The organism is Algoriphagus marinus (assembly GCF_001936475.1).
Taxonomy (GTDB): domain Bacteria; phylum Bacteroidota; class Bacteroidia; order Cytophagales; family Cyclobacteriaceae; genus Algoriphagus; species Algoriphagus marinus.
In genome coordinates this window covers 87482-111360 of record NZ_MSPQ01000004.1, presented here as the reverse complement: position 1 = coordinate 111360, position 23879 = coordinate 87482, and the positions used below count along the sequence as shown (strand labels likewise).

Sequence of the window (23879 nt, the reverse complement as noted above, 5' to 3'; positions counted from 1 at the left end):
CAAGATAGTGGATTTAACAAAAAGCGGAAAGGCCGATCACTAGAATCGGCCTTTGAGAAATATTAATGGGAAAAGCATTGAAGACTATTTCTTGCTACTGGAAATTCAAATAAATAGTAATTGATTTTCGCTTGATGGATGAGATAGCATCTCGAAATAGTGGATTTGTATTTTCAGCCTGATAGATATTGTTCAAGCCGTGTGAGAATCGAATCTCAGGGGCAAATTTGAAATATTTGAAATAAATCTCGAATCCCATTCCCATCTCCAAAGAGAAGTCTTTTCCGGTAGTCACGAGCTCCTCAATATTGGCTTCATCCTGACTTTTTGTACGGAAATTATAGCTAGCCCCTCCTACCCAATACATACGTGTATTATTGAATCTGATCGATCTATACTTGAAAAGCAATGGCAATTCAATCAAGGTTGCTTCAGAATTAATAAACTGACTCTCAGAAGTCGGAATGACTTCATCTCCACCATTCTGGTTTGGTAATCCTGGCTGAGGGGTATCCACAATGAAATAACTTACCTCAGTTTGGTATTCATAAAACCCAACTTTTGGAGTGAAAAGCAATTGAATTTGATCATGTAAACTCAATATGCCTGTAAACCCCAAAGAGAATCCAGGCGAAAACTGAGGGAAAATAGCCCTTACGGTCGGACTTGACCCATTGGGACTAGTAACGAAAGAATCGGAATATTTTAATCGGTAAGAAGCATTATGTCCTGCAAGAAAGAAGCCGTAAGAGAGCGTGCGATCATCTGAACCTGATGTACTTGACAGACCAAACATCCCTTGCCCGAAGGACGGGAATATGAAAAACCACGCCAAAAGAACTATAAGGATTACTTTACCCCTACGTAAATTGAGCTTATTCCAAATGTGAGTGACTTGCATAGGTTGCTGGTAAATCCGACTTTTTTCAATACCGCCAAGAACTCTTGCCCATCCGGGAAAGCCTGAACGGATTCAGGAAGATAAGTATAAGCAGAATTGTCTTTGGATACAATTTTACCGATTTGGGGCAAAATAGTGTTTGAATAAAAGGAGTAAGCCTGCTTCATTGGAGTGACTGTTGGCTTGCTAAACTCGAGAATCACCACCTTTCCTCCAGGTTTTAATACCCGATACATATCTGACAAACCTTTCTCCAGATTTTCAAAGTTCCTGACACCAAATGAAACGATGACGGCATCAAACTTATTATCCTCAAAAAGTAATCCTTCTGAATCGCCAAGTTGCAAATCAATAATATGATCCAGTCCTCGCTTCTTCATTTTTTTCCTACCCTCAGCGAGCATTCCTTCCGAAATATCTACTCCGATGATTTTATCAGGATTCAATGCTAAAGCCTCAATGGCAAAATCTCCAGTACCTGTGGCAATGTCAAGGATCAGTTTTGGCTGATCTTTTTTCAACATCTTGATTGCTTTTTTTCGCCAGATAATATCAATTCCTAAACTCAATACATGATTAAGGAGGTCATATTTCGGACTGATGTTGTTGAACATCTCAGCTACCTGAGCTTTTTTAGGGTCTTGTTTATCTTTGTAAGGAACTACGGACATCACGAATCGGTCTTTAGAAGGCGCAATAATACTCAAGAAACCTGAGGAATGGAAAATTGTTCCTGATTGTCTTACTGAATGTGCTTCCACTTAAAATCGTACTTTTGCATTCAAATCACCTATCATGATCCAAAAAGCAGCATTTGTAATCAGCAACTCTAACCCGGGAAATTGTCCTAAGCCTGATCGTGCAGAGATCGCATTTATTGGTCGATCTAATGTGGGAAAAAGCTCACTGATCAACATGATCACTGGACATAAAGGTTTGGCAAAAACCTCTCAGAAGCCCGGAAAAACACAATTGATCAATCATTTTGTAATTAATGACCGCTGGTATTTGGTCGATCTACCTGGATACGGATTCGCCAAAATCAACCTGAAAGTCAAGCAAGGCTGGGAAAATATGATCAGTACTTACCTCACCAAACGTGAAAACCTTTGTGGGGTATTTGTCTTAATTGACAGCAGATTGGAACCTCAAAAAATAGATCTTGAATTTTTACTTTGGTGTGGGACGGAAGGCGTTCCAACAGCCTTGGTTTTCACCAAAGCAGACAAACAATCAAAATCCAAGACGGATCTTAATATTCGAGCTTTTCTAAAGAAAACGAAAGAAATTTTCGAAGAAGCTCCTGACTATTTCGTCACGAGTGCCGAAGCCGGAACAGGAAAGGAAGAATTGACTGCCTTTATAGAAGAATTGGTAGTTGAATACGAAAGTGGGAAATGATTTAAGGGATACTCTTATATTTGCAACCTGCAAAAAACACAATACATGGATTTCAAAGAATTAGCAACAGTATCTGGTAAACCAGGTCTATACAAAGTACTCAAGCCAACAAGAAGTGGGGTAATCCTAGAAAGTCTCGATGGCAAGAAATCGAAACTAGTGGCTGGAATGTCTCAGCGAGTTTCTATTCTAAGCGATATCAGTATCTACACCCTGACTGAGGAAGGTGCTGAGCCACTAAAGTCTGTGATGCAAAAGATCGAAAAGGAATTTGCCGGAGATCTTGGTTTGGATTCTAATCCAGATGATGCAGAACTTCGTGCATTTATGAAGCATGTACTTCCAGAAGTGGATGAGGCGCGAGTTTATGTTTCAGATATCAAAAAATTAATTTCTTGGTATTCACTTATTAGAGCACAAGCTCCGGAGACGCTTGCCGAAGCAAAAGAAGCTGACAAGTTGGAAGAAAAGAAAGAAGATTAATCCCAGCCCCAATTTAGGGGCTTTTTTAATGATAGATCATGAGTCAGGAAAGCTCAAAAGACGCATTTTTAATTCTTAGGAAAGATTTCGATTTACCGGAATTGAAAGAAAGCTTTGATGAAGAACAAGCGATTCTTCTGCTATCCAAGGCAGTTAGTCAGCTACTCGACCGGGACTTTGAACGCCTGCTCCAAATTTGCTATCGGATTGATCTGGGTGAAGAAAAGCTTAAAAAAATCCTCCATGAATCGAAGCCTGACCAAGTTTCACTGGATTTAGCTAAAGCACTCTGGGAACGACAAAAGCTTAAAATTGAAATCCGAAAAAGGTACTCTTAATACCTATCAGCGGATTTTAACTTTTGAGGTCGCAACATTTTTTCTATTTTAATTTCTCAAATTTTAAATCCCAATTATGGCCAATCCAATTTGGATCATGACTTCAGCTTTTGATACGCTGAATCTTGATCAAACTATCGCAAAAGCTACCGAAATCGGAGTTCAAGGACTTGATCTATGTGTTTTTCGAAAAAATGGCTCACGCAATGACTTCGTGGCTACCCATTTGGATTATGAGAATTTTGGACCGGAGGAAGCAAAAACGATTTTGGAAAAATTCAATTCCAATAAGCTCCGCCTTTCCATCGGCGCCTTTGAAAACTTGATCGGTGGCGACCCAGCTCATCGCCTCAAAAATCAGAATCACTTGCTTAGACTCATTCGCATGGCCTATTTAATGGGAGGCGATGAAAACGACATTAAAGTGGGCACCTTCATCGGCTATAATCATGAATTAGGCAATCAAGAGGGAGGTTTTGAAAAGAATCTTTTGGAATATCAAAAGGTGTTCACACCCATCATCAAGTACGCCGAGGACTTAGGCGTCACCGTATTGTATGAAAACTGCCCGATGGAAGGTTGGCGATCCGAACGATATTCCAGCTCATTCAATAACCTTACGGGTGTTCTCGCCGCACGAAAGCTGATGTATGAGCTCGTACCTTCTCCAAACCATGGAGAAATCTACGACCCATCCCATGACGTCTGGCAGCATACTGATCCGGTGGAAGTCATCAAAAACACTGATATGAACCGACTGAAGCGAATTCACGTCAAATCTACTCGCAATAATCCAGATCCGTTTTGGGGAAATATGTATCCTACTCAATCAGTGGATCCCACTCTTGCCAAAAAAGCAGGAGTTCCAATTCCGGCAAGCTCCTGGGATCGCCATCATTATGAAGCTACACTTCCCGGTTTTGGATTAGGGGATTCCATGGACTGGAGAGCTTTTATTACTATTCTGAAAGAAAAGGGATTTACCGGTCCTTTTGAAATCGAAAATGAAGCAGTACTGTCCAAGCAAACGGGAAACATGGGAGCGATCGTGCAAGGCTGCAAAGCAGCAGTGATGAATATGGCACCCTTACTTTGGGAACTTGGAGCAGAAGGATTTGAATTTCCCAAAAGCGAGGTCAAGCCACTTTTAACAATCAATAGAAAAGATATCCCGTTGGTGACTATGGAGGATTTGTAAAGGAAAATCAAACAGGAGATTTGCTCCAGTATTCAGATTTACTTACGGCTATCTTCATAGCCCTTGTCTGCCGGAAGATCAAATCCCTCAGCTGCTTGGACAGCCAATTGATCGCAGCGCTCGTTTTCGATATTTCCTGCGTGTCCTTTGACCCAAATGAATTTAGGTTTATACTTCAAATGAAGTGGGATGTATCGTAGCCAGAGATCAGGATTTTTCTTGTCTTTAAATCCTTTCTTCTGCCAACCCCAAAGCCAGCCTTTCTCGATGGCATCGACCACATACTTGCTATCCGAGTAAATTTGAACCGGATAATCTGTCATCGTCAACGCTTGAAGGGCACGGATTACCGCTAGCAGCTCCATCCGATTATTCGTGGTCAGGCGAAATCCCTCCGATAATTCTTTTCGATGGTTCCCAAACTTTAGCACCGCACCATAACCACCAGGTCCTGGATTGCCTTTGGCTGCACCGTCAGTATAAATCGTAATCATATTCAAAGAAATGAAATCTGAATTAAAGAATAGCGTTGCTTTTAGATAACTTCCGCGGGAAAGACGTTTGATTTAAAAATTTTCACAGCAATCGAAAGCAAAATAATTCCAAAAATTCTTCGAAGCACATCCAAACCGGTTTTACCAAGCTTTCGCTCCAGCCAGGTGGTACTTTTCAGTACTGCATAGACGAAAACCAGATTCAACAAAATACCGATAGCGATATTTACTTGCTCAAATTCTGCTTTGAGTGTCAAAATAGTTGTTAGTGTACCAGCTCCAGCAATCAACGGAAAAGCAATGGGAACAATAGAAGCACCTGTAGTAGCTTCAGGATCAACTTTGAATATCTCGATTCCCAAAATCATCTCTGCCCCAATCACGAAGATGATAAGAGCCCCGGCAATGGCAAAATCTTCTACTCCGATACCAAACAGGTTCAGAATGGATTTACCAGCCAGTAAAAATACAATCATGAGAAGTCCTGCCGCAAGAGTCGCCTTTTCTGACTGAATATGACCTACTTTTTTTCTCAAATTGATTATAATCGGTATTGAACCGAGTATATCTATAACTGAAAATAGGATCAGGGAAACGGATAAAATCTGCTTGAAATCAATCATGCCGCAAAAGTAGGCAATTAATCTCGATCGGGTGAGGATGATTTAAAAGCAAATTAGAAAGTTAAAATCAGAAGTCTGAAACTTTTCAAAGTGGTGAATGATTATTAACCCCCTTACCAGAAAAGTCCAATCATTTTAATTGCGAGTATTTAAAGCTTAAGTCTTTTAAATAAGAAGCCAGCTTTGGGACAATTTTTCAATTTCAGAATTATAATCTTCGCGACTTTGCGGTAAAAAAACCTATATGGAAAACAGAGAAAACCCTTGGAGGTTAAACAAACTCTTGAACAATCAAATAAACAAAGAGTATCACGCAAACAGCAAAGGGAACTGACATTCGAATGATAAATTCCTTTCCTCTATTCTCCTTCTTATAAAGCCGATAAATAAAGAGTTGTGACAGAAGCGTGTAGCCTAGCAAGCCTAGCATAAGAGCCACTGATTTAAGTACAAAACTCAAACTGATGATGGCAATTATCGGTAGGAAAACTATACTTTCCCACTTTTTTATTTTTGCAGATCGATTAGGAATTCCTTCAAAGTTCATGATTTGAATTTAGAAAAAAATTCATAGTTACAATTCAACAGATCTGAAACTTTTAATTGAAGGCAAAATTCATTCATGAATGAGACTATTTCGGGTTTATCTTTTACCCTGAGTGATACGGGTTGTCCCAATTCCCGCTAAGGCGGACAGGTATAAATAAGACATCATACCTTCAGCCCCAGCGAAAAGTAGGGATTGAGAATTTGGTTTTTTAAAAAACTTCGAGGTCTCCAAGACCTCAAAGTTTGAATATGCTTAATACTTACTCAAAAACTCAATCAAGCGATCCATTTCCTCATTCGTGATCGCAGGAAAATTAGCGATTCGGAAGGAGGTTGGCTTTAGAGGTCCATAGCCACTTCCTAGTTCCATTCCAGCAGCTTTTGCCTCGCTTTTCACTTTCGTGATCACCTCTTCAGGTCCAGTTACACCCATCACTGTCGTGCTTCGCGTGGCATCGTTGGTCACTAGCATTCGAAGGGATTTTGTCTTTGCAATGCAATTTTCAAGCTTGTGCATTCGCACTCGAAGATTAGCATCAATGTGCTGAATTTCGGGCATATCTTTCAACACACGATTGAGCAGATAGATGCCAAGCACATTTGGCGTGTAGTGTGTTTGATAGCCTCTTGCATTTTCGATCATGAAATTCAGGCTATTGTATCGACCATTTTCACCTTTTCGCTCTGTTTTTTCAATGGCTTTTGGAGATAGAATCAAGATTCCCAATCCAGCAGGAAGTCCGAAGCATTTCTGCACCGAGGCGTACCAAATATCAGCGAGGCTAAAGTCAAACTCAATTCCTGCCATGGAAGAAGTGGTATCCACGGCAATCATCTTCTCCGGAAATTTTTCTTTAATCGCCTCAATGACGCTCATTGGCACCTGAGAGGCATTTGCGGTCTCATTTTGAGTCAGGGCGATCAGGTCAAATTCTTCCGAAATTTCCAGATTTTCCACATCGATCTCCTCATTTGCATCGATTTTTATCCCGCCACTGCCTGGGATAATATGCTGCGCAAAGCCAATCCATTTCTTCCCGAATGAACCGGAGTAAATATGAAAACTGGCTGATTCCACAATGGATTGAGAGATGATCTCCCAATTTTCCGTGGCAGAGGAGGTAAATAAAAGAGAGTAATCCTCCGGCATATGCAGCTTCTGCCGCATCAGGGATTCAGTCTCCTGATACAACTTCATAAAAGGCCCGCTGCGGTGGTTTGCACTGAGGATTCCCTCATTAAAAGCATCTTGCAAATAGGTGGAAAGGGCATCGTAAACTTTGGATGGCCCGGGAGCAAAAGTCAACATAGGTTTGAGAATTAAAGGAAATAGTTGATTCCGAGTGCGTAGCCTTTCAAGCCAAGACCTGAGATCATCCCTACGCAGGATTTGGAAATTATGCTTTTATGGCGAAACTCTTCCCGCTTGTAAATATTCGAAATATGGATCTCCAGAGTCGGTGTAGTCACTCCGGCGATGGCATCAGAAATAGCCACCGAAGTATGCGTATAGCCTCCGGCATTCAATAGAATCGCATCATAGGAAAAACCCACTTCATGAATCTTATTGATCAGCTCGCCTTCCACATTACTTTGATAATAATGGATCTCTACTTCAGGAAATTGGCTCTTCAATTCTTTTAAATAGTCTTCAAAAGAAGTGCTACCATACACTTCCGGTTCGCGCTTACCGAGTAAATTGAGATTGGGGCCGTTGATGATCTGGATTTTCATCTGTTTATAATTTGTTTTTCAAAGGTCATATGGAATCTCGCATTACATTCATCTTTCTCTATCTCAATCTGAGTCATGCTCGATTTCAAAATGTTCTTTCTTAAGTTCGAAGCTTAAAGTTAAAAGTATTTGGTTGTTTAAAGTAGTTAGGTTAAAAGGTTTTAAGGTTGATAAACATTCTCATAAAAGGAAAACCTTTGTGTATATTTTTCAGTAATTTGGTGTATAAATAGAAATGCAATGAGAACAAATATCGAAATTGATGAGGAATTGATGGACGAAATCCTGAATAAGACTGATCTTAAAACAAAAAAAGAGGTAGTAGATAAAGCATTGCGAGAGTTCCTTCGAAAAATCAAACTACGTGAATTGAGCGGTCTGAGGGGTAAAATCAAGTGGGAAGGAAATCTTGACGAAATGCGGGAGAGTTAATACCATGTTTGTTCTTCCTGATACTTCCATTTGGATCACTTTCTTCAATAATCCTTATTCAGCGATCTCCGAGAGACTAAATCTACTAATTATTGAAGATTTGGTAGTAATCTCTCCTACTATATATCAGGAGATTCTACAAGGAACAAAAGCCGAGAAGGATTTTAAAATGCTATCCCAAAAATTATCAAGCTTGACTCGCTTAAATGCAGATCCCTACGAAGCTGCCTTGGGATCAGCTCAAATTTATTCAAGTCTAAGACAAAAAGGTGTGACTATCCGCAAAAGCAATGACTGCTTGATTGCGTGGTATGCAATTAAATATAAAATCCCAATATGGCATCAGGATAGAGATTTCGATCTGATAGCCTCCGAGGGTAAATTGAAAATTTTCATATTTTGAAAACCTGGCAAAATTACATCAAACAATTCCGACACTATCTCAAGTTGGAGCGCTCCTTGAGTGAAAACTCGATCGAGGCTTATACTCGGGATGTGGAGAAGTTAGCTAGCTTTTCTGAGCAAAATTTCCCGGATAAAAGCCCCTTGGAATTGGAATTGGAGCATTTGCGCCGCTTTGTGAATGCGCTGGCCCAACTTGAAATATCGGATTACACTCAGGCTCGGATCATTTCAGGTGTCAAAGCTTTCTACAAATATTTGATGTATGAGGATCACATTTCGGAGGACCCTTCCCAACTTTTGGAAGCCCCGAAACTCGGAAGGAAACTTCCGGACACCCTAAGTTTCATCGAAATTGAACAACTGCTAGAGGCCATTCCTCTTGGGGAGCCGGAAGGGCATCGCAATCGCGCTATGCTGGAAATGCTTTACAGTTCAGGGCTTCGGGTTTCCGAACTTACCGAACTCAAGAATGGGCAAATCTTTGAAGAAATAGGGTTTCTTCGAGTGGTAGGTAAAGGAAACAAAGAACGCTTGGTTCCGATCGGGAAGGATGCGCTTAAGTATCTAAACATTTATCGGGAGGAAGTTCGGGTGCATCAAACCATTGCCAAGGGGCATGAGGAATTTGTCTTTCTCAATCGCCGAGGCAAGAAACTCACCCGAGTGATGATTTTTCTGATCATCAAAAAAACTGCTGAACAAGCTGGAATAAATAAGAATATCAGCCCACATACTTTCCGGCATTCCTTTGCCACGCATCTGATCGAAGGCGGTGCCGATTTACGAGCAGTACAGGAAATGCTTGGCCATGAAAGCATCACGACTACAGAGATTTATATGCACTTGGATCGGGACTATTTGAGGCAGGTACTTACGGATTTTCACCCGAGGAAGTGATCAGAGAATAGAATTTTGAGTTATATTTAGAATTACAGTTTGACAATAAAAGCTATGAATGCACTCGGTAAAATCAAGTCTCGCCTGATCGACAGAATTCAGATTTCTGAAAATAAAGACCTCCTCCAAGCTATAGAAACTCTTTTATCTTCGAGTCAATCTGAGGAAAGTCTTCATTTAAATTCCTATCAAATCGAAATGTTAAAGATGAGTCAAAACGATATTAAGAACGGAGATCTGATTTCCGAAAAAGAACTTGAATCCAAAGATGAAAAATGGATGAAATAGAAATTTTTTGGACAAAAACAGCCGTTCGGCAAAGAGATTCTATTTTTGATTATTGGAACAGCCGTAACAAAAGCAAATCCTATTCTAACAAATTAAATCTTCAAATCCGAAGTCGAATCACTACGATAAAAGAAAATCCAGAGATCGGAAAAATGACAGACTTCCTTGATTCGAGAGTGATTTTTCTTGGCCATTATGCAATTATTTACCAACTAAATCTTCCCAAAATAATTATCATTGGATTTTGGGATACAAGGCAAGACCCAGAGAAACTCTTAGAATTATTAACAACTTAAGAACCCAAACAAAACATATGACTTTTACCAAAAGACAAAAACTAATGCTCCGCCTGCTTTTTCTGAGTTTCTCAGGAGGAATTATTGGGGGCTATTTCAAAATCATGGACAACCCAAACTCGGATTGGATGCTTGGAATTACCATACTTTTTCAGCTGATAGCAGTCTTTGGATTGGCTAGCAATTGGTCAAGAAATCTGACCATTTCAGAATCCAAATCCTAAATCTGAATTCCGAATAGCAAATTGAAAAAAACACTATTTATCCTCGCATTTGTAGGTTTTTTGGCCTCCTGCTCTTCTACGAAAATATATCCTCGGATAAAATGCCATATCTGCTTAAGCAAAACCGATGGAATACTTCTACTTCCATTGAACTGGCAAGAAAGCTTCAGACAGCTTTCTGTTTCTGATCAAAACCGACTGGAAGAAATGATTCTGGAAATCTTTCGAGAAGAAGGATTTTCTAAGGTAGCACTGTATGATCAGATGGACTATGAATTGCTAAAGGCAGGAATAAAGGATGTAAATGATCCTGTTCAGCGAGCAAATATCGACCTGGAATTGGGCATCCCTTATCTTCTGGGACTCAGTCTAGGGGAATTGCGCTGGACTGGAACTTGGGAAAATACCGATCCATCAAATATCGCTTCTCCCACCTATTGGGAAAATGACACTCAGATTAGCAATTCCCTGAGAATTGCCCTGATGGAAACCGCCACTGGTGAAATTATTTCTGATTATGCCGTAAACACCACCATCGACGGGATTCCCATTCCTGTGGGTGATGGGGAAATTATGAGTTTGAATTTCGCATCTCTTTCCAGAGCCGTCAGTATCAGCACCCGAAAAGGAATCAAAAACTTGGTCAAGGATTGTGAATGCTAAACGATCCACGATTTGAGCTACTGGATTTACAAGATGATTAAAGGAGTTATACACTTTTATTAAATCAAATTTTAAAACTAAAGTGCTTCCCATTCTCTATTCTCCAATCTCTAAATCCCTAATCTCCTAATCCCTATTCTCTTAATTTCTTAATCCCTTCCAAATCACTGATCAAACCACCAAGGGGGAGTTACGGTCGTACTGTTTTTGAATTCACTGCAACGAAGACATGTTATAGGATAGTCGTCCAATCTACGTGTAGGGGAATAGGTACAAACTTCCTCAATGAAAAAAGGAACATCGGCACGAGTAGTATAGATTCGAGTCACATTCACATTAGCCACCTCAAAGTAACCCAAAACAACCTCATCAGCGACCTCAACATTTCTAACATTTCCTTTGATCGGAGCTGGAGGCGTATCAAAAACAGAACCGGTATTGTTGACCAATTCCCGCACTTTTCTCCAATAATCATAAGAAGCCTTCGAAATACTCGTTTGTCGGATATTAAAATAATGTCTACTCAAAAAGGATTGATCTACGATACGCTCCGCTACGATTTGGGTAGAAACTCCGCCTGGTCGATTCAGTAAGTCTCCATTTAGTAAGGTAATTCGCTCCGGATCGGGAAAATCAAAAACATAGCAATCTCCTGGTCCTCGGTTAAATGGATTGGGAAAAAAGGTCAAATCCCAATAGTAGGCCTCATCTACATCCCATCTGAGATAATAACCTCCCACCTGCTCTGGTAGGGTGACTTCTGTTTGTATTGAGATAAAAGCCGTCTCGGGTTGATTCTGAAAAATTCCCCGATCGAAGCTATAGCTTAAATTATCCGTCCCAATCACTTCCGTATACACCTCCGGATCTGAGCGATAGGACCTGCCTTCTACAGCTATATCAATGTAATAAGCCACTCCAGATTCCAATCCTCCAAAATTCGCAAGCTCATATTTTCCTGGGTCTGTCATACGATAAGTCCAGTTTTCACCACGATCACTTTTAAGGATAACCAATGCACCAGAAACCGGGCGAGGAAGATCATTTAGCACAAAGTAATTTCCGGATAGCAAAGGCTCCCGATCTGCCGAAGTAGTCTCAGAAAGGTAGACGTACTGGGGTTCATTCAGATTATTGATCTGGCCTGAAACAATCAATTTCTCGACGCCTCGATTTAGTGGGAAGTCAATTTTCTCCACGCAAGAACCCAGCAAAATAACTATCAAAATCAGGAGATTGCCTAGCCTTTTGCTAATACACACTTTCGCCACTACCTGCAAACTGCTATCTTCAAACTGCCTACTGCTCCCACTGCCTTCTGCAAACTGCAAACTGTAAACTGCAAACTGCCTACTGCTCCCGATAGCTATCGGGACTGTCCTCTGCTTACTCATCTTTACCTCCTCCAAATTCAATACTGTAAGTAATTGATGGGAATATCGCTCCCAAAATAGCCAATCGATAAGGTCGCAATTGCTGAGAATCTCCGTCTTTTTGCCAAAAAATGGAATAAGCATTTCTTCTACCCAATAAATTGTAAATACTGAAATTCAGGCTATCCCCTTTTTTAGAAAAAACCTTTTCTACCGTGTAAGAAATGTCCACTCGGAAATAATCAGGGATTCGATACTCATTTCTTCCGCTGTATTCAGGCACAATTAATCCACCCAAAACATAACTGGAATTTACCGCATTGATCGGTCTGCCTGTGGCATAATTCACACTGAAATTGAAGAGTCCACGGGGATACATTTTCTTACTCAGAATGAAATTCACCTCATGCGGCTTGTCGTAATTAGAGGGGAACCAAGCTCCACCATTGATCTGCTCTACTGGGAAAGGGCTCAGTGTTCGGAAAAAAGAACGGGAATAGGTGTACGCCAACCAACCTGTCAGTACTCCAAGATTTTTCTTAATCAGAAATTCCCCTCCATAAGCTTTCCCCTCTCCAAAAACCAGTTCGGTCTCAATATGAGGATTCAGGAAGATCTGAGCAAAATCCCGATATTCTACCTGATTGGCAGTCATTCGATAGAAGCCATCCACTGAAAACTCCCAGGTATTGTCTTTGGAGTTTCTAAAATACCCCAAGGAAAAGCTGTCCGATCGCTGCGGTTTGATGTAAGTAGTGCTCAGCTGCCAGAGATCAATTGGCGTTGGTCCAAATGTATTAGAAACCGACTGGATGTATTGAAACAGTCGGGAATAGCTCAACTTGAGTGAAGACTGAGGATTAAGATTATGTCGCAAGGAAAATCGCGGCTCAAAACCTGAATAACTTGCGACACTCCCACTGCCAACCGCTGCAAAACCCGTCTGTGTCTCTAAACTTATTGGCTCATTTTCCTGATATTGGTACACCGTATCCGGGCCCAATTGATTATAAGTAGAATATCTAAAACCAGCAACGATTCCTGTCTTTTCAGAAAGTTCCCATTCCAACGAGGCAAAGGCTGAGGCTTCAAGTCCTTTTTCTTTTCCAATCTGTTCCCGTTGAATAGAAGATTCTGGGTTATAAGGGGCCCGAACTTCATTTTTCCCTTTGTAATAAATAGCTTCCAATCCACCCGTCACCGCTAATTGATCATTGGCCCAAGTTGCGGAAAATTTACCTTGTTGATAACGCATGCCATTATCCACCTGTGCCGCATCCAAACCTTCCGGATCAAAGAAGGCATTGTCAAAATTTCCATCCGCTACTAAAGCGGAGATAGAGAGATTTTCACCGAGAATTCCTCGATAAGTAGCAGAGCTGACCCGATTAGCCCAGTCATAACCAAACTCATCCGAAAACTTAAAGTAATCACTGGTGAGTAGCGTATTCACATTCAGGTTATGACCCGGAGCGATCTCCCAAGCCAAACCTGCATAGCCATCATAAAAATTCAACTTGCTATTTTGAATATCAAAGTCCCTGGCTTGATTCAGTAACCAATTGGTATTGGAGATTCTACCTCCTAGAATGAGGCTAACTTTATCTTTTTTGATGGGACCTTCTAGAAGCAATCGTCCATTGGAAGTACCCAAACCTACCTGACCGCCCCAGTTTTTCTTATCTCCTTCTTTCATCTTGATATCAAGCGCAGAGCCTGCACGACCCCCGTAATTGGCAGGAAGATTTCCTTTGTACAGTGTAAAAGTTTCTGTCACATCGGTATTGAATGCACTGAGGAAGCCCAAGGCATGATTGGAACTGAGGACCAAAGCCTCATTCATCAAGAGTAAGTTTTGATCTGTTTTAGCACCACGTACATTGATTCCTGAAGTGCCTTCACCGACTGAACTCACGCCGGGCAGGAGTTGCAGGCCTTTGAAGATATCTGCCTCTCCGAGAAAAGCCGGAATGGCTTGGAGTTCCCGAGTGGTCAGTTTGGTGACACCAGTGATGGGGTTTCGCACATTGCGGTCCGGTTCGTCTGACATCACTACTACTCCATCCAGTTCATAGCTTTTATCCGCCATGCTGAGATTGAGAACGGCATTTTCATAGATCGTCACTTGGGTAAAAATAGGGATTTTAGAAAGATGCCTAAAGGCTATTCGGTGCGTTCCCGGACTGAGTTGGACTAGGTAAGTTCCAAATCGATCGGTACTGATTCCGGTATAGTTTCCATCCACATGAATCCCTACCCCTTCAATGGCTACTTTGGAAGATTCCTCTGATATCTTACCCGTCAAAATATAGGTTGCGGGATTAGATCCGCTGTTTTTTCCAAAAGTGAAGGTCAGCGAATCCGTCTGCGCCAAGGCAAACTGTCCGATCAAAGCAAAAAACGTAAGTAATACAAACCTTCTCATCACTTCTAAACTAAAGGAAAAATAAACCAATCCCCAATGAGAAGGATAAACGGGGAAATCTGGCATGGAAAACGGTTGTTATTTCGGATTTGTGCGGAAATGAATAATGATTTTAATAGCAAATAGAAAAAGATTAGAACCCTCAACAACATCACAAAGACTGATTGATTTGGGATTTCAGGAATCAAAACCTCAATAAATCCGAAGTTTTTCGTTCCTTTCTTGCTAACCACTTGCAAAGAAACTAAACGCTATTTATTTTGATAGACTTTAAAGCCTAGTCGGCTAGTTGATCTGCTTTTGAGCAGAAAAATAAAGCTGAATAAAGGTGCAGATACTTTACCGAATAGGGCATTAGATGTACAAAAGGTATTGCAATAAATAAGCTATCTCTAATCCCCCATTTCAGCAGACTTACAGCATTTAATTAACTTATAGAATATTTTTTGATGAAGCTTTAAAGGAAATTAAACCTACCCTCACCTGGATTTTGAAGAAGAACATGGATAATACCTACCAAGTTGGTGATCTGATTTATGAAGCCAGTATTTACGATGGGATGAATACCAGTCTGGCTGATTTAGAATTTTACCTACGTTGGCTACCCAAAAATAAAAATGCACGAATCCTGGAGCTTTGCTGCGGCACGGGAAGGCTTACGCTTCCCATCGCAGCTGCTGGATATTCGATCACTGGGGTGGATTATACGCCCTCCATGCTAGCTCAAGCCAAGACAAAAGCTACTGAGGCAGGATTGGAAATCGAGTTTATCGAGGCGGATATCCGGACCTTAGATTTACCGGAGCAGTACGATCTGATCTTTATTCCTTTCAACTCCATCCATCATCTGTATCACAATGAGGATTTGTTTCAGGCATTCGCTGCGGTCAAAAAGCACCTGAAAGCAGGAGGTTTATTCCTGTTGGATTGCTTTAATCCTAATCTTCAGTTTATGGTCGACACTGAAAAAGGCCTGCGGAAAATTGCGGATTATAGAACCAGTGATGGAAGACATATTGAGATTCAGGAGACCATGCACTATGACCGGCGCACCCAAATCAATCACATCAAATGGCATTATTCCATCAATGGCCAGTTTGATTCGATCCAAAACCTGGATATGAGGCTCTTTTTCCCTCAAGAATTAGATGCCTATTTGAAGTGGAATGGATTTACAATTAGTCATAAGTTTGGAAGCTTTGAAGAGGAGGAATTTCAAGCACAATCGGATAAGCAGATCTTGATTTGTCAGTAAGCTGTTAGCTATCAGTCATCACCAACTTGCTGGATTTCAAAGTTTTTTCCCCAGGTGAAAGTCAGAAATCGTATCTAGGCTTCAAGAGCTTATCCGTTTTTAATTCGGATTTCATTCACTCTTTTATCACATATCATAAATCCTTGACTCCTACATCCCCCTCAGCAATTCCTGAATAATCCTTGACATGATCGGCTCGGCAATTTTTGCAGCGTCAATAACCTCTTTTAGGGTGATTCGCTTGATCTTACCTTCCACTCCCAAATCAGTAATAGCAGAGATTCCAAAGACTTCAATCCCCATCTGTCGGGCTACAAGCACCTCAGGAACGGTACTCATTCCCACCGCATCTGCACCAATCGATCTCAGGTATTTGTATTCGGCAGGTGTCTCAAGATTGGGACCTGCCACACCGGCATAGACTCCCCGATGGAGATGGATTTTATTTTGTTTGGCAAAGCCCAAAGCCCGGCTGATCAATTCTGAGGAATACGCATCACTCATATCTGGAAAGCGAGGACCAAAAGACTCTTCGTGTTTGCCTCGAAGAGGATTATCAGGAAAAAGATCAATATGATCGGTAATCATCATGACCTCACCGACCTCCTGTGCAGGATTAAGTCCCCCGCAGGCATTGGAAACCATGAGCGTTTTTACACCCAATCGTTTCATTACCCGGACTGGAAAGGTCACCTCTCGCATGGTGTACCCTTCGTAATAATGAAATCTTCCAACCATTGCCATTACGCTTTTTCCCTCAAGTGTCCCAAAAAGCAATTTCCCAGAATGGCTTTCCACAGTAGAAAGAGGGAAATGTGGAATATCAGCATAACTGAGCTCAAGCGAGACATTAATCTGATCTGCGAGACTTCCCAGGCCTGTTCCCAGGATAATCCCAACCTGAGGCTCGATAGAGAGTTGTTTTTGAATGAATTGAGTGGCTTCGGAGATTTGGTCTAGATAGTTCATAGCAGTATTTAAAAAACATAAAGATATCAAATCTGATAAATCTTCGAACTTTTACCCTACCTCACTTGTATAGCTTTCAATAAAAAAACAGAAATGATCAAAATTGTAGTAGGTACCAACAGAAAAAATTCCGTATCCAAACAGATTGCACAGCAGATGCAAAGTATACTTTTAGAAAAAGGAACGGAATCAGAAATATTAGAATTAGAGCAGCTCCCTTCAGACTTTATTGAAACTGCACTGTATGAGAACTCCGGAAAAAATGAAGCTTACAACGCCTTTCATGATAAGATGGTCGAGGGGAAAAAGTATGTTTTTATCGTTCCCGAGTACAATGGTTCTTTCCCTGGGATATTAAAAACCTTTATCGACGGGATGACCTATCCGAATACCTTTCGGAATAAAAAAGCGGCGATTATTGGGATTTCATCTGGAGTAGGCGGGGGTGGCATCGCTTTGAGCCACCTTACCGACATCTTCCATTATTTGGGTATGCATGTTCTTGCTCTCAAGCCGAAGCTTGCCAAAATTGAGCAAAACATGTCAGATAACCTGCTCACCAACAAGTTGTATTTGGAATTGCTGCATACCCAAGCAGACATGCTGCTTGAATTTTAGGACTTAGTCCACATTATCATGCAGGAATCTGTTATTGCCTAGGATCTCATTCTCATCACTCAAGTTGTACTTGCTGATTGATGGTTCTGAGCTATGCTGTGGCTCATTAAGCACTACATTCTTGCGCTGATAAGCAGGCACTTCCAATTTCTCTTTAAGCTCCTCAGGAGTTGGATTAAGTGATCTGTTGCCCTTCAACTTTTCAAATCTCTCATGCGCACGCTGAATCGCCTTTTGCTTCATTTGCTCATAGTAGTCATTTGCAAATAGAGGGGCAGCAGGTTCCTCCTTTTTCATAGGAGTTTCTTCTTTCGTTTCTTCTGAATCCGAAACTAAACTATGGACGATTTTCTCAGGAGCTTCTGGCTGCTTTTTTTCTTCCATTTTAGCTTCAACTTTTTCAGTCTTCTCTATCGGAGCCTCTGGTGCTGGAGTAGACTTTGGAGCAAAAGCTTTCGGAAAAGAAAACGTAAAGCTGGATCCTTCTTCAACTGCATCTTCCTTTACCTTTTCACTCTTTCCAGAGTTAAGATTAATTAAAGTTTTTTCTTCTGCTGGCTCTTCTACTACAACTGATTTTGGAGTTGCAGGTGCAAATGCGGAAGTCACTTGCTTCGTAGTGGTATTAACCGGTCTTGCAGAACTTCCTGCCAAACGATCCATTTCGAATCCAGTTGCAATGACAGTCACCCGGATTGCTTTGCCCAATTCCGGATCAATCCCCTGACCAAAAATTACTTCGGCATTATCGCCTGCTTTTTCCTGAATGTATTCTGTGATTTCGCTCAATTCATCCATCGATAGCTCTTCGTCCTCACCGGACATAATCGAAAGGAGAATCTTCTCAGCACCCTTAATATCCACATTATTTAGCAATGGAGAGGAGATTGCTGCGCCGGCTGCACGAATAGCTCGACCTTCACCTTCCTCTGTTGAAGAACCCATCACTGCTGCTCCGGCATCCTTCATCACCGTCTTCACATCTTCAAAATCGACGTTGACATCTTGATGAACTGTAATGATCTCTGCAATAGATCTAGCTGCCGTAGAAAGGATATCATCAGCCTTGCTAAATGCGGTACGAATCGCAAGGTTTCCGTAGATCTCACGAAGCTTGTCATTTAAAATAACCAAGACGGTATCGCAATTTTCCCGAAGAGACTCGATCCCTTGCTGTGCTACGTTCATCTTTTTCTTGCCTTCAAACATGAAAGGCGCAGTCACAATACCTACTGTAAGGATATTGAGTTCTTTTGCGATTCTGGCTACTACTGGAGCGGCTCCAGTACCAGTACCACCACCCATTCCAGCGGTGATAAATACCATTTTCGTGTTATCTGCCAAGAGTTCGCGGATCTCATCCTCTGATTCTATGGCAGCATTTCTTCCCTGCTCAGGATTAGCACCTGCTCCGAGACCTTCGGTCAGGTTGGCTCCTAATTGTAATCTAAGCGGTACCGGGCTTGACTTAAGCGCTTGTGCATCTGTGTTGACCACTACAAACTCGACGTCTTTGATTCCAAGGCTGAACATATGGTTTACGGCATTGGAACCGCCACCGCCCACGCCTATCACTTTGATAATGGACTTTGAGTTTTTCGGAAGATCAAATCTGTAATCTTTCATGTTATCTGACATATTTATTGGTTTGGTGAAATGAATTCAGGTTTATTTTTTTTAGGCTTCAAGAATTAGAGGGAAGTCAACAGCAGGGCGATTGACCTCCCCAATCATAAGCCCTAGTATTGTTCGTCTCCGATATCATCACTGATGATACCTTTTAGTTTTTCTTTGATACTTGTGAAAATATCTTTGGCAAATACTTCGCGTGGTTCCTTTCGCTTTGGAGCAGTTTGCCCATTTGCAATTCGTTTTTTATACAGTTCATCTCGATCATCAAGATCTTTGAAGCCTGCAAGTACCAATCCCACTGAAGTGGCATACATCGGGCTTTTTACTTCCTCGATTACTGACTTGCCTAAATGCTCATTCGGATATCCAATGCGGGTATCCAATCCTGTCATATACTCAAAAAGCTGACTGATAAACTGCAACTGAGAGCCACCTCCTGTAAGGACAATACCTCCAGCAAGTTTTTTGTAATGACCGCTTTGCATGATTTCGTTCTGGACGATTTCGATGATTTCTTCCATTCTAGCTTGGATAATTGAGGCTAGATTCCGAATGGAAATTTCCTTAGGAGCGCGATTTCTAAGACCTGGGATTGATACGATTTCATTTGGATTAGCTTCCTCTGTGATCGCCTTTCCGAATTTGGTTTTAAGAAGTTCTGCTTGGTTTTGCATCACCATGCATCCTTCTTTAATGTCTTTGGTAATGATATTTCCGCCAAGTGGAATCACTGCCGTATGGCGAATAATGTTTTCGTAGAATATTGCAATATCCGTGGTACCACCACCGATATCAACCAGGCAAACGCCAGCTTCTTTCTCCTCATCACTGAGAACAGAAAGTGAACTTGCCAAAGGCTCCAGGATCAGTTGCTTGGAAACTAAATCTGCCCTTCTTACGCATCGGTTAATATTATTGATTGCGGTAGTCTGTGCGGTGATGATATGGAAATCCGCTTCCAGACGAGTACCTGACATCCCAACAGGGTCTTTGATTCCACCTTCGTAATCGACGGTATAATCCTGTGGCATGACGTGAATAATGGTATTTCCAGGAGGTACCAGAATATTTTCCATTTCTCCTGAAAGCCTTTTGACATCTTCTATCGTAATCTCGTCATCCGACGGTTGGCGCATGATGCTACCACTTTGGATTTTACTCTGAATATGCTGACCGGCTATTCCTACAATGACATCGACGATATCTACGTCAGCCATTTCAGAAGCCTCCTCTACAGCTTTTTCAATCGCATGAACGGTCTTATCGATGTTCGTGACTACGCCACGATCCACTCCATCAGATACTGCCTTCCCCATGCCAAGTACTTCGAGCTTGCCATATTCATTTTTACGACCTACGATGACACAGATTTTTGTGGTTCCGATGTCTAGTCCTACTATTAGTTCTCTGTTTTCCATATCCAAGCTTTTATTCACAGACGATTTGATCTTTAAATTTCACACTTACCCGATCATAGGCATTCCAACCTTTCTTGGGCAAAATTTCTTTGTAGAAGACCGAGATTCGGTCAAACTTATCTTCAATATCAAAGGCATCACCGAACTCGATGATTTGCTTTCCCACTTGCTGGTAGAGTCGAATGTCATTTCTTGAATTCAATACCACTTCAGTGATCTGGGCATTCCAAAATTCATCTTCATTGATAAATGTGATCAGGTCCATCAACTCTGGCATTTCACCTATCACTTCACCTTTATCCATGAGTTCCTCGGCATATTTCCCTTCCAAAATCAACACTCGACTCGTGTAAGAAGGGGAAGTAGGAATCACTTTCCCCTCAGTGGTGATGTAACCATCTGCACCGTAGGGCTGCGCGATACGAGCAATCGGCTGATGCTGCTGGATATGAATATTTAAAATTCCTTTCTGGCCTAGCATTACCTCCACTGACTTGACAAATGGATGTCCGCCAAGACGCTGTTCAATCGCTTTCATCGGCACTTCTTCAAGTCTGATCCCAGTTTTCAATTTCGGAAAGGCCTGAGTCAAAATCCTTGATATTTCTGCTTCCTCTACAAAATAGACACCGCTCACGCCCTCAATGGAAATTTCATTTCCCTGATAAGTCTTGTAAAGAGTTTGTTTTTCGACAAAGCCAATGAAGCCAACCAGCACCAAGCTGAGGACTACAAAAGCGATCGTTTTCTTAAGATTTGCCTTTTTCATAGTGCCAATCTTTTTGTTCTTTCATTAATCAAGGCCGTGATACCAGGGACCAATCGATCAATATCTCCTGCACCAAGGGTTACTACCACTTCAGTGTTAAGATTTTCCAGATATTTTATCAAATCTGCCTTTGCCACCAAGGTCTTTTTCCTTGCTTGAATTCCCTCTAGTAGCATTTCTGAATTCACGCCGGGAATCGGCAGCTCTCTTGCAGGATAGATTTCCAACAAGATCACCTCATCCGCCAAAGAAAGACTCTCTGAGAATCCTGCAGCAAAATCACGAGTTCGGCTGAAAAGATGTGGCTGGAAAATCACAGTCAGTTTTTTCATTGGAAACATCGCCCGAACTGAGCTCAAACAAGCCCGAATCTCTTCCGGATGATGTGCGTAATCATCGATGTAAACATGATTGGAGGTATTCACATGAATCTCAAATCTTCGTTTTACACCTTTGAATGAGCTCAACCCTTTTCTAATCTGTTCTTCCGAAAGCTGATGATCCAAGCCGATCGCAATCGCTACGAGTGCATTTTCGACATTGTGAAAACCGGGAATAAAAAGCTCTAAACCTTTGATTGTCCGCTTACCATCTGAATAGTCAAAAGCAAAAGAACCTGACTTCGCCTGAATATTCTCAGCTCTGATACCAGAAGATCTTAACCCATATTCCTGGGATTTAATAGCTGGCATTTTGGATTCTTCAAGCTTCAAAGCAGCCTTTTGCTGTATATAGAGTTTTCCTTTCTTATCTATCAAATGAATGAAATCCAAGAAGCCCTCGATAATCGTACTCTCATCACCATAGATATCCAAGTGATCCGGATCAGCGCTAGTCACTACTGCTTCATTAGGATGAAGTCGTAAAAAAGAACGGTCAAATTCATCTGCCTCTACTACGACCAAGGTTTTCTCTTTTGAGGTTTTCTCTCCCAAAATCAAATTACTCTGATAGTTTTGAGTGATACCTCCCAGAAAAGCAGCCACTGGTTTTCCAGCATCTTTCAACAAATGCGCAATCAAGGATGATGTAGTAGTCTTACCATGTGTGCCAGCCACGGCAATGGTATAAAATGCACTTGTGACCATACCCAAAACTTCAGATCGCTTCTTTAATTGAAATCCCTTTTCAAGGAAGAAATTAAGTTGCGCACTATCCTTCGGCATAGCTGGAGTCCAGATGATCAGAGAAGTCGCCGGATCATTCAAAATAGCCTGAGGAATAGTTGCTATGGAATCCTCAAAAGTCAGAGTCATTCCCTCTTTGATCAATTCATCAGTCAAAGGAGAAGGAGTCCGATCATAACCAGACACTGCAAAGCCTTCATGTCGGAACCATCGGGCCAAAGCACTCATGCCGATCCCGCCGATTCCAAGGAAATGAACGCTATGTATGGTTTCGAAACTCATCCGATTAGTTTTTCTATTTCTTGTACAATTGCTACAGCCGCATTTGGCTTCGCAAGACTCTTAATATTCAGTCCTAATTCTGCTCCTACCAGAGGATCAGATAGGATTTCATCTATCTTATTTTTCAATTCGCCAACTGCCTCGGAATCCTTCAATAGCCAAGCAGCATCATGATTCACATAAGCCATGGCGTTTTTGGTTTGATGGTCCTCTGCCACATTGGGGGAAGGAATAAAAATCACCGGTTTACCCACTAGTGAAAGTTCGGAAACCGATAATGCCCCTGCCCTTGACACGATCACATCTGCCGCGGCATAAGCCAAGTCCATCTCCCTGATAAATTCCCTCAGTTGGATATTTTCCAAATCAGCTTTTTCCGTCGCAGCCAGCATTTCTTTGAAATAGAATTTGCCACACTGCCAAATCACCTGATAGCCTCCTTTATCCAGTTTCTCCATATCCTCGAGCATCGCCTGGTTCAAGGTTCTTGCCCCTAAGGATCCACCAAGAATTAGAATCGTTTTTTTATCGTCTTTCAGTTTAAAGTGAGAAATTCCTTTCTCTCGTTTCCCATCCAGATTGAGAATGTCTTTCCGAACAGGATTTCCGGTATAGGCGATTTTTTCTCCTGGAAAAAAGCGATCCATATCAGGATAGGCCACACAGATCTTATTGGCTTTTTTAGCTAAAATCTTATTGGTAAGTCCTGCATAAGAGTTTTGCTCCTGTACCAAAGTTGGAATACCTTTTCTTTGCGCAGCATACAGCACGGGCCCACTGGCATAACCTCCAACACCCACCACTGCATCAGGCTTAAAATCACTTACAATCTTGGAAGCTTGTCTTAGGCTTTTTAACAGTTTCAATGGGAATTTCAAATTATTAAGCGTCAGGCTTCGCTGCAGACCTGCTACTGGTAAGCCTTTGATCTCATAGCCAGCCTCAGGTACCTTTTGCATTTCCATCTTACCTAAAGCACCCACAAAAAGCATGTCGCTATCCGGGTGTTTTTCAACCCATGCATTAGCAATAGCGATCGCCGGATAGATATGCCCTCCGGTACCTCCACCACTGATCAAAATGCG

At 41.5% G+C, this 23879-nt stretch carries 28 protein-coding genes; 13 read left to right on the top strand and 15 right to left on the bottom strand.

The genetic code is table 11. The annotated features are described in order from the left end of the window. Window positions 1-94 precede the first annotated feature (94 nt). Window positions 95-901, bottom strand: coding sequence for a type IX secretion/gliding motility protein PorT/SprT (gene porT, locus BVC88_RS08660; protein WP_075350281.1), 807 nt, complete (start codon window positions 899-901; stop codon window positions 95-97). Beyond that, window positions 850-1572, bottom strand: coding sequence for a bifunctional demethylmenaquinone methyltransferase/2-methoxy-6-polyprenyl-1,4-benzoquinol methylase UbiE (ubiE, locus tag BVC88_RS08655; protein WP_075350306.1), 723 nt, complete (start codon window positions 1570-1572; stop codon window positions 850-852). Before ubiE ends, porT begins: the two co-directional genes overlap by 52 nt. Window positions 1573-1696: 124 nt before the next feature. Here ubiE and yihA point away from each other — a divergent pair, with 124 nt between their 5' ends. The 4 genes from yihA (at window position 1697) to BVC88_RS08635 (ending at window position 4321) form a co-directional block, all read left to right on the top strand. Further along, window positions 1697-2302, top strand: coding sequence for a ribosome biogenesis GTP-binding protein YihA/YsxC (yihA, locus tag BVC88_RS08650; RefSeq protein WP_075350280.1), 606 nt, complete (start codon window positions 1697-1699; stop codon window positions 2300-2302). A 45-nt stretch (window positions 2303-2347) separates the two neighbouring features. Next, window positions 2348-2785, top strand: coding sequence for a DUF5606 family protein (locus BVC88_RS08645; RefSeq protein WP_075350279.1), 438 nt, complete (start codon window positions 2348-2350; stop codon window positions 2783-2785). A 38-nt stretch (window positions 2786-2823) separates the two neighbouring features. After that, window positions 2824-3123, top strand: a complete 300-nt coding sequence (locus BVC88_RS08640; protein ID WP_075350278.1) for a hypothetical protein — start codon at window positions 2824-2826, stop codon at window positions 3121-3123. A 76-nt stretch (window positions 3124-3199) separates the two neighbouring features. Beyond that, window positions 3200-4321 (top strand): sugar phosphate isomerase/epimerase family protein, encoded by a 1122-nt coding sequence (locus BVC88_RS08635; protein ID WP_075350277.1) that lies wholly within the window; start codon window positions 3200-3202, stop codon window positions 4319-4321. 38 nt (window positions 4322-4359) lie between these two features. Here BVC88_RS08635 and rnhA read toward each other — a convergent pair whose 3' ends face one another. The 5 genes from rnhA to aroQ all read right to left on the bottom strand — a co-directional run bounded on the left by rnhA (window position 4360) and on the right by aroQ (window position 7721). Beyond that, window positions 4360-4815 (bottom strand): ribonuclease HI, encoded by a 456-nt coding sequence (gene rnhA / locus BVC88_RS08630; protein WP_075350276.1) that lies wholly within the window; start codon window positions 4813-4815, stop codon window positions 4360-4362. 41 nt (window positions 4816-4856) lie between these two features. Continuing rightward, entirely contained in the window at window positions 4857-5438 is a 582-nt protein-coding gene (locus BVC88_RS08625) for a MarC family protein (protein WP_075350275.1), read from the bottom strand. 271 nt (window positions 5439-5709) lie between these two features. Next, window positions 5710-5985, bottom strand: a complete 276-nt coding sequence (locus tag BVC88_RS08620; RefSeq protein WP_075350274.1) for a hypothetical protein — start codon at window positions 5983-5985, stop codon at window positions 5710-5712. 255 nt (window positions 5986-6240) lie between these two features. Then, window positions 6241-7296, bottom strand: coding sequence for an aminotransferase class V-fold PLP-dependent enzyme (locus BVC88_RS08615; RefSeq protein ID WP_075350273.1), 1056 nt, complete (start codon window positions 7294-7296; stop codon window positions 6241-6243). Window positions 7297-7307: 11 nt separating this feature from the next. After that, window positions 7308-7721, bottom strand: a complete 414-nt coding sequence (gene aroQ, locus BVC88_RS08610) for a type II 3-dehydroquinate dehydratase (protein ID WP_075350272.1) — start codon at window positions 7719-7721, stop codon at window positions 7308-7310. Window positions 7722-7961: 240 nt separating this feature from the next. Here aroQ and BVC88_RS08605 point away from each other — a divergent pair, with 240 nt between their 5' ends. The 7 genes from BVC88_RS08605 to BVC88_RS08575 are packed head-to-tail and all read left to right on the top strand — an operon-like array spanning window position 7962 to window position 10926. Then, the gene (locus tag BVC88_RS08605) at window positions 7962-8153 is read left to right on the top strand and encodes a type II toxin-antitoxin system VapB family antitoxin (RefSeq protein WP_075350271.1); all 192 of its coding nucleotides are present in this window, start codon (window positions 7962-7964) and stop codon (window positions 8151-8153) included. A 4-nt stretch (window positions 8154-8157) separates the two neighbouring features. Beyond that, window positions 8158-8556, top strand: a complete 399-nt coding sequence (vapC, locus tag BVC88_RS08600; protein ID WP_075350270.1) for a type II toxin-antitoxin system VapC family toxin — start codon at window positions 8158-8160, stop codon at window positions 8554-8556. Continuing rightward, a complete protein-coding gene (xerD, locus tag BVC88_RS08595) occupies window positions 8550-9455 on the top strand; it encodes a site-specific tyrosine recombinase XerD (RefSeq protein ID WP_075350269.1) in 906 nt (301 codons plus the stop codon). Before vapC ends, xerD begins: the two co-directional genes overlap by 7 nt. Before the next feature lie 54 nt (window positions 9456-9509). After that, window positions 9510-9743: a hypothetical protein gene (locus tag BVC88_RS08590; RefSeq protein WP_075350268.1), complete on the top strand. Its 234-nt coding sequence runs from the start codon at window positions 9510-9512 to the stop codon at window positions 9741-9743. After that, window positions 9731-10039 carry a type II toxin-antitoxin system RelE/ParE family toxin gene (locus BVC88_RS08585; protein WP_075350267.1) on the top strand — a complete coding sequence of 103 codons (309 nt, stop codon included), beginning with the start codon at window positions 9731-9733 and terminating at the stop codon, window positions 10037-10039. Before BVC88_RS08590 ends, BVC88_RS08585 begins: the two co-directional genes overlap by 13 nt. A gap of 17 nt (window positions 10040-10056) precedes the next feature. Beyond that, entirely contained in the window at window positions 10057-10263 is a 207-nt protein-coding gene (locus BVC88_RS08580; protein WP_139316549.1) for a hypothetical protein, read from the top strand. Between the two features lie 21 nt (window positions 10264-10284). Next, window positions 10285-10926 (top strand): hypothetical protein, encoded by a 642-nt coding sequence (locus BVC88_RS08575; protein WP_139316548.1) that lies wholly within the window; start codon window positions 10285-10287, stop codon window positions 10924-10926. Between the two features lie 164 nt (window positions 10927-11090). On the opposite strand, the gene BVC88_RS08570 is transcribed toward BVC88_RS08575, so the two are convergent. Beyond that, window positions 11091-12320, bottom strand: a complete 1230-nt coding sequence (locus tag BVC88_RS08570; protein ID WP_175574396.1) for a DUF4249 domain-containing protein — start codon at window positions 12318-12320, stop codon at window positions 11091-11093. Then, window positions 12313-14790, bottom strand: coding sequence for a TonB-dependent receptor (locus BVC88_RS08565; protein ID WP_075350263.1), 2478 nt, complete (start codon window positions 14788-14790; stop codon window positions 12313-12315). The genes BVC88_RS08570 and BVC88_RS08565 overlap by 8 nt, the downstream gene beginning before the upstream one ends. Window positions 14791-15226: 436 nt before the next feature. On the opposite strand from BVC88_RS08565, the gene BVC88_RS08560 reads away from it, so the two are divergent. Continuing rightward, a complete protein-coding gene (locus tag BVC88_RS08560; RefSeq protein WP_075350262.1) occupies window positions 15227-15979 on the top strand; it encodes a class I SAM-dependent methyltransferase in 753 nt (250 codons plus the stop codon). 150 nt (window positions 15980-16129) lie between these two features. On the opposite strand, the gene BVC88_RS08555 is transcribed toward BVC88_RS08560, so the two are convergent. Next, window positions 16130-16948, bottom strand: coding sequence for a purine-nucleoside phosphorylase (locus BVC88_RS08555; RefSeq protein ID WP_075350261.1), 819 nt, complete (start codon window positions 16946-16948; stop codon window positions 16130-16132). A 93-nt stretch (window positions 16949-17041) separates the two neighbouring features. Between BVC88_RS08555 and BVC88_RS08550 the strand changes: the two genes are divergently transcribed. Continuing rightward, entirely contained in the window at window positions 17042-17566 is a 525-nt protein-coding gene (locus BVC88_RS08550) for an NADPH-dependent FMN reductase (RefSeq protein ID WP_075350260.1), read from the top strand. Window positions 17567-17569: 3 nt separating this feature from the next. Here BVC88_RS08550 and ftsZ read toward each other — a convergent pair whose 3' ends face one another. The 5 genes from ftsZ to murG form a co-directional block, all read right to left on the bottom strand. Further along, complete coding sequence (gene ftsZ / locus BVC88_RS08545) at window positions 17570-19204, bottom strand: cell division protein FtsZ (RefSeq protein ID WP_245803619.1); 1635 nt, start codon at window positions 19202-19204, stop codon at window positions 17570-17572. Window positions 19205-19305: 101 nt separating this feature from the next. After that, entirely contained in the window at window positions 19306-20616 is a 1311-nt protein-coding gene (gene ftsA / locus BVC88_RS08540) for a cell division protein FtsA (RefSeq protein WP_075350305.1), read from the bottom strand. A gap of 10 nt (window positions 20617-20626) precedes the next feature. Beyond that, window positions 20627-21385: a cell division protein FtsQ/DivIB gene (locus BVC88_RS08535; RefSeq protein WP_075350258.1), complete on the bottom strand. Its 759-nt coding sequence runs from the start codon at window positions 21383-21385 to the stop codon at window positions 20627-20629. Next, complete coding sequence (murC, locus tag BVC88_RS08530; protein ID WP_075350257.1) at window positions 21382-22794, bottom strand: UDP-N-acetylmuramate--L-alanine ligase; 1413 nt, start codon at window positions 22792-22794, stop codon at window positions 21382-21384. Before murC ends, BVC88_RS08535 begins: the two co-directional genes overlap by 4 nt. After that, window positions 22791-23873 carry an undecaprenyldiphospho-muramoylpentapeptide beta-N-acetylglucosaminyltransferase gene (gene murG / locus BVC88_RS08525; RefSeq protein WP_075350256.1) on the bottom strand — a complete coding sequence of 361 codons (1083 nt, stop codon included), beginning with the start codon at window positions 23871-23873 and terminating at the stop codon, window positions 22791-22793. Before murG ends, murC begins: the two co-directional genes overlap by 4 nt. Between the last annotated feature and the right edge of the window lie 6 nt (window positions 23874-23879).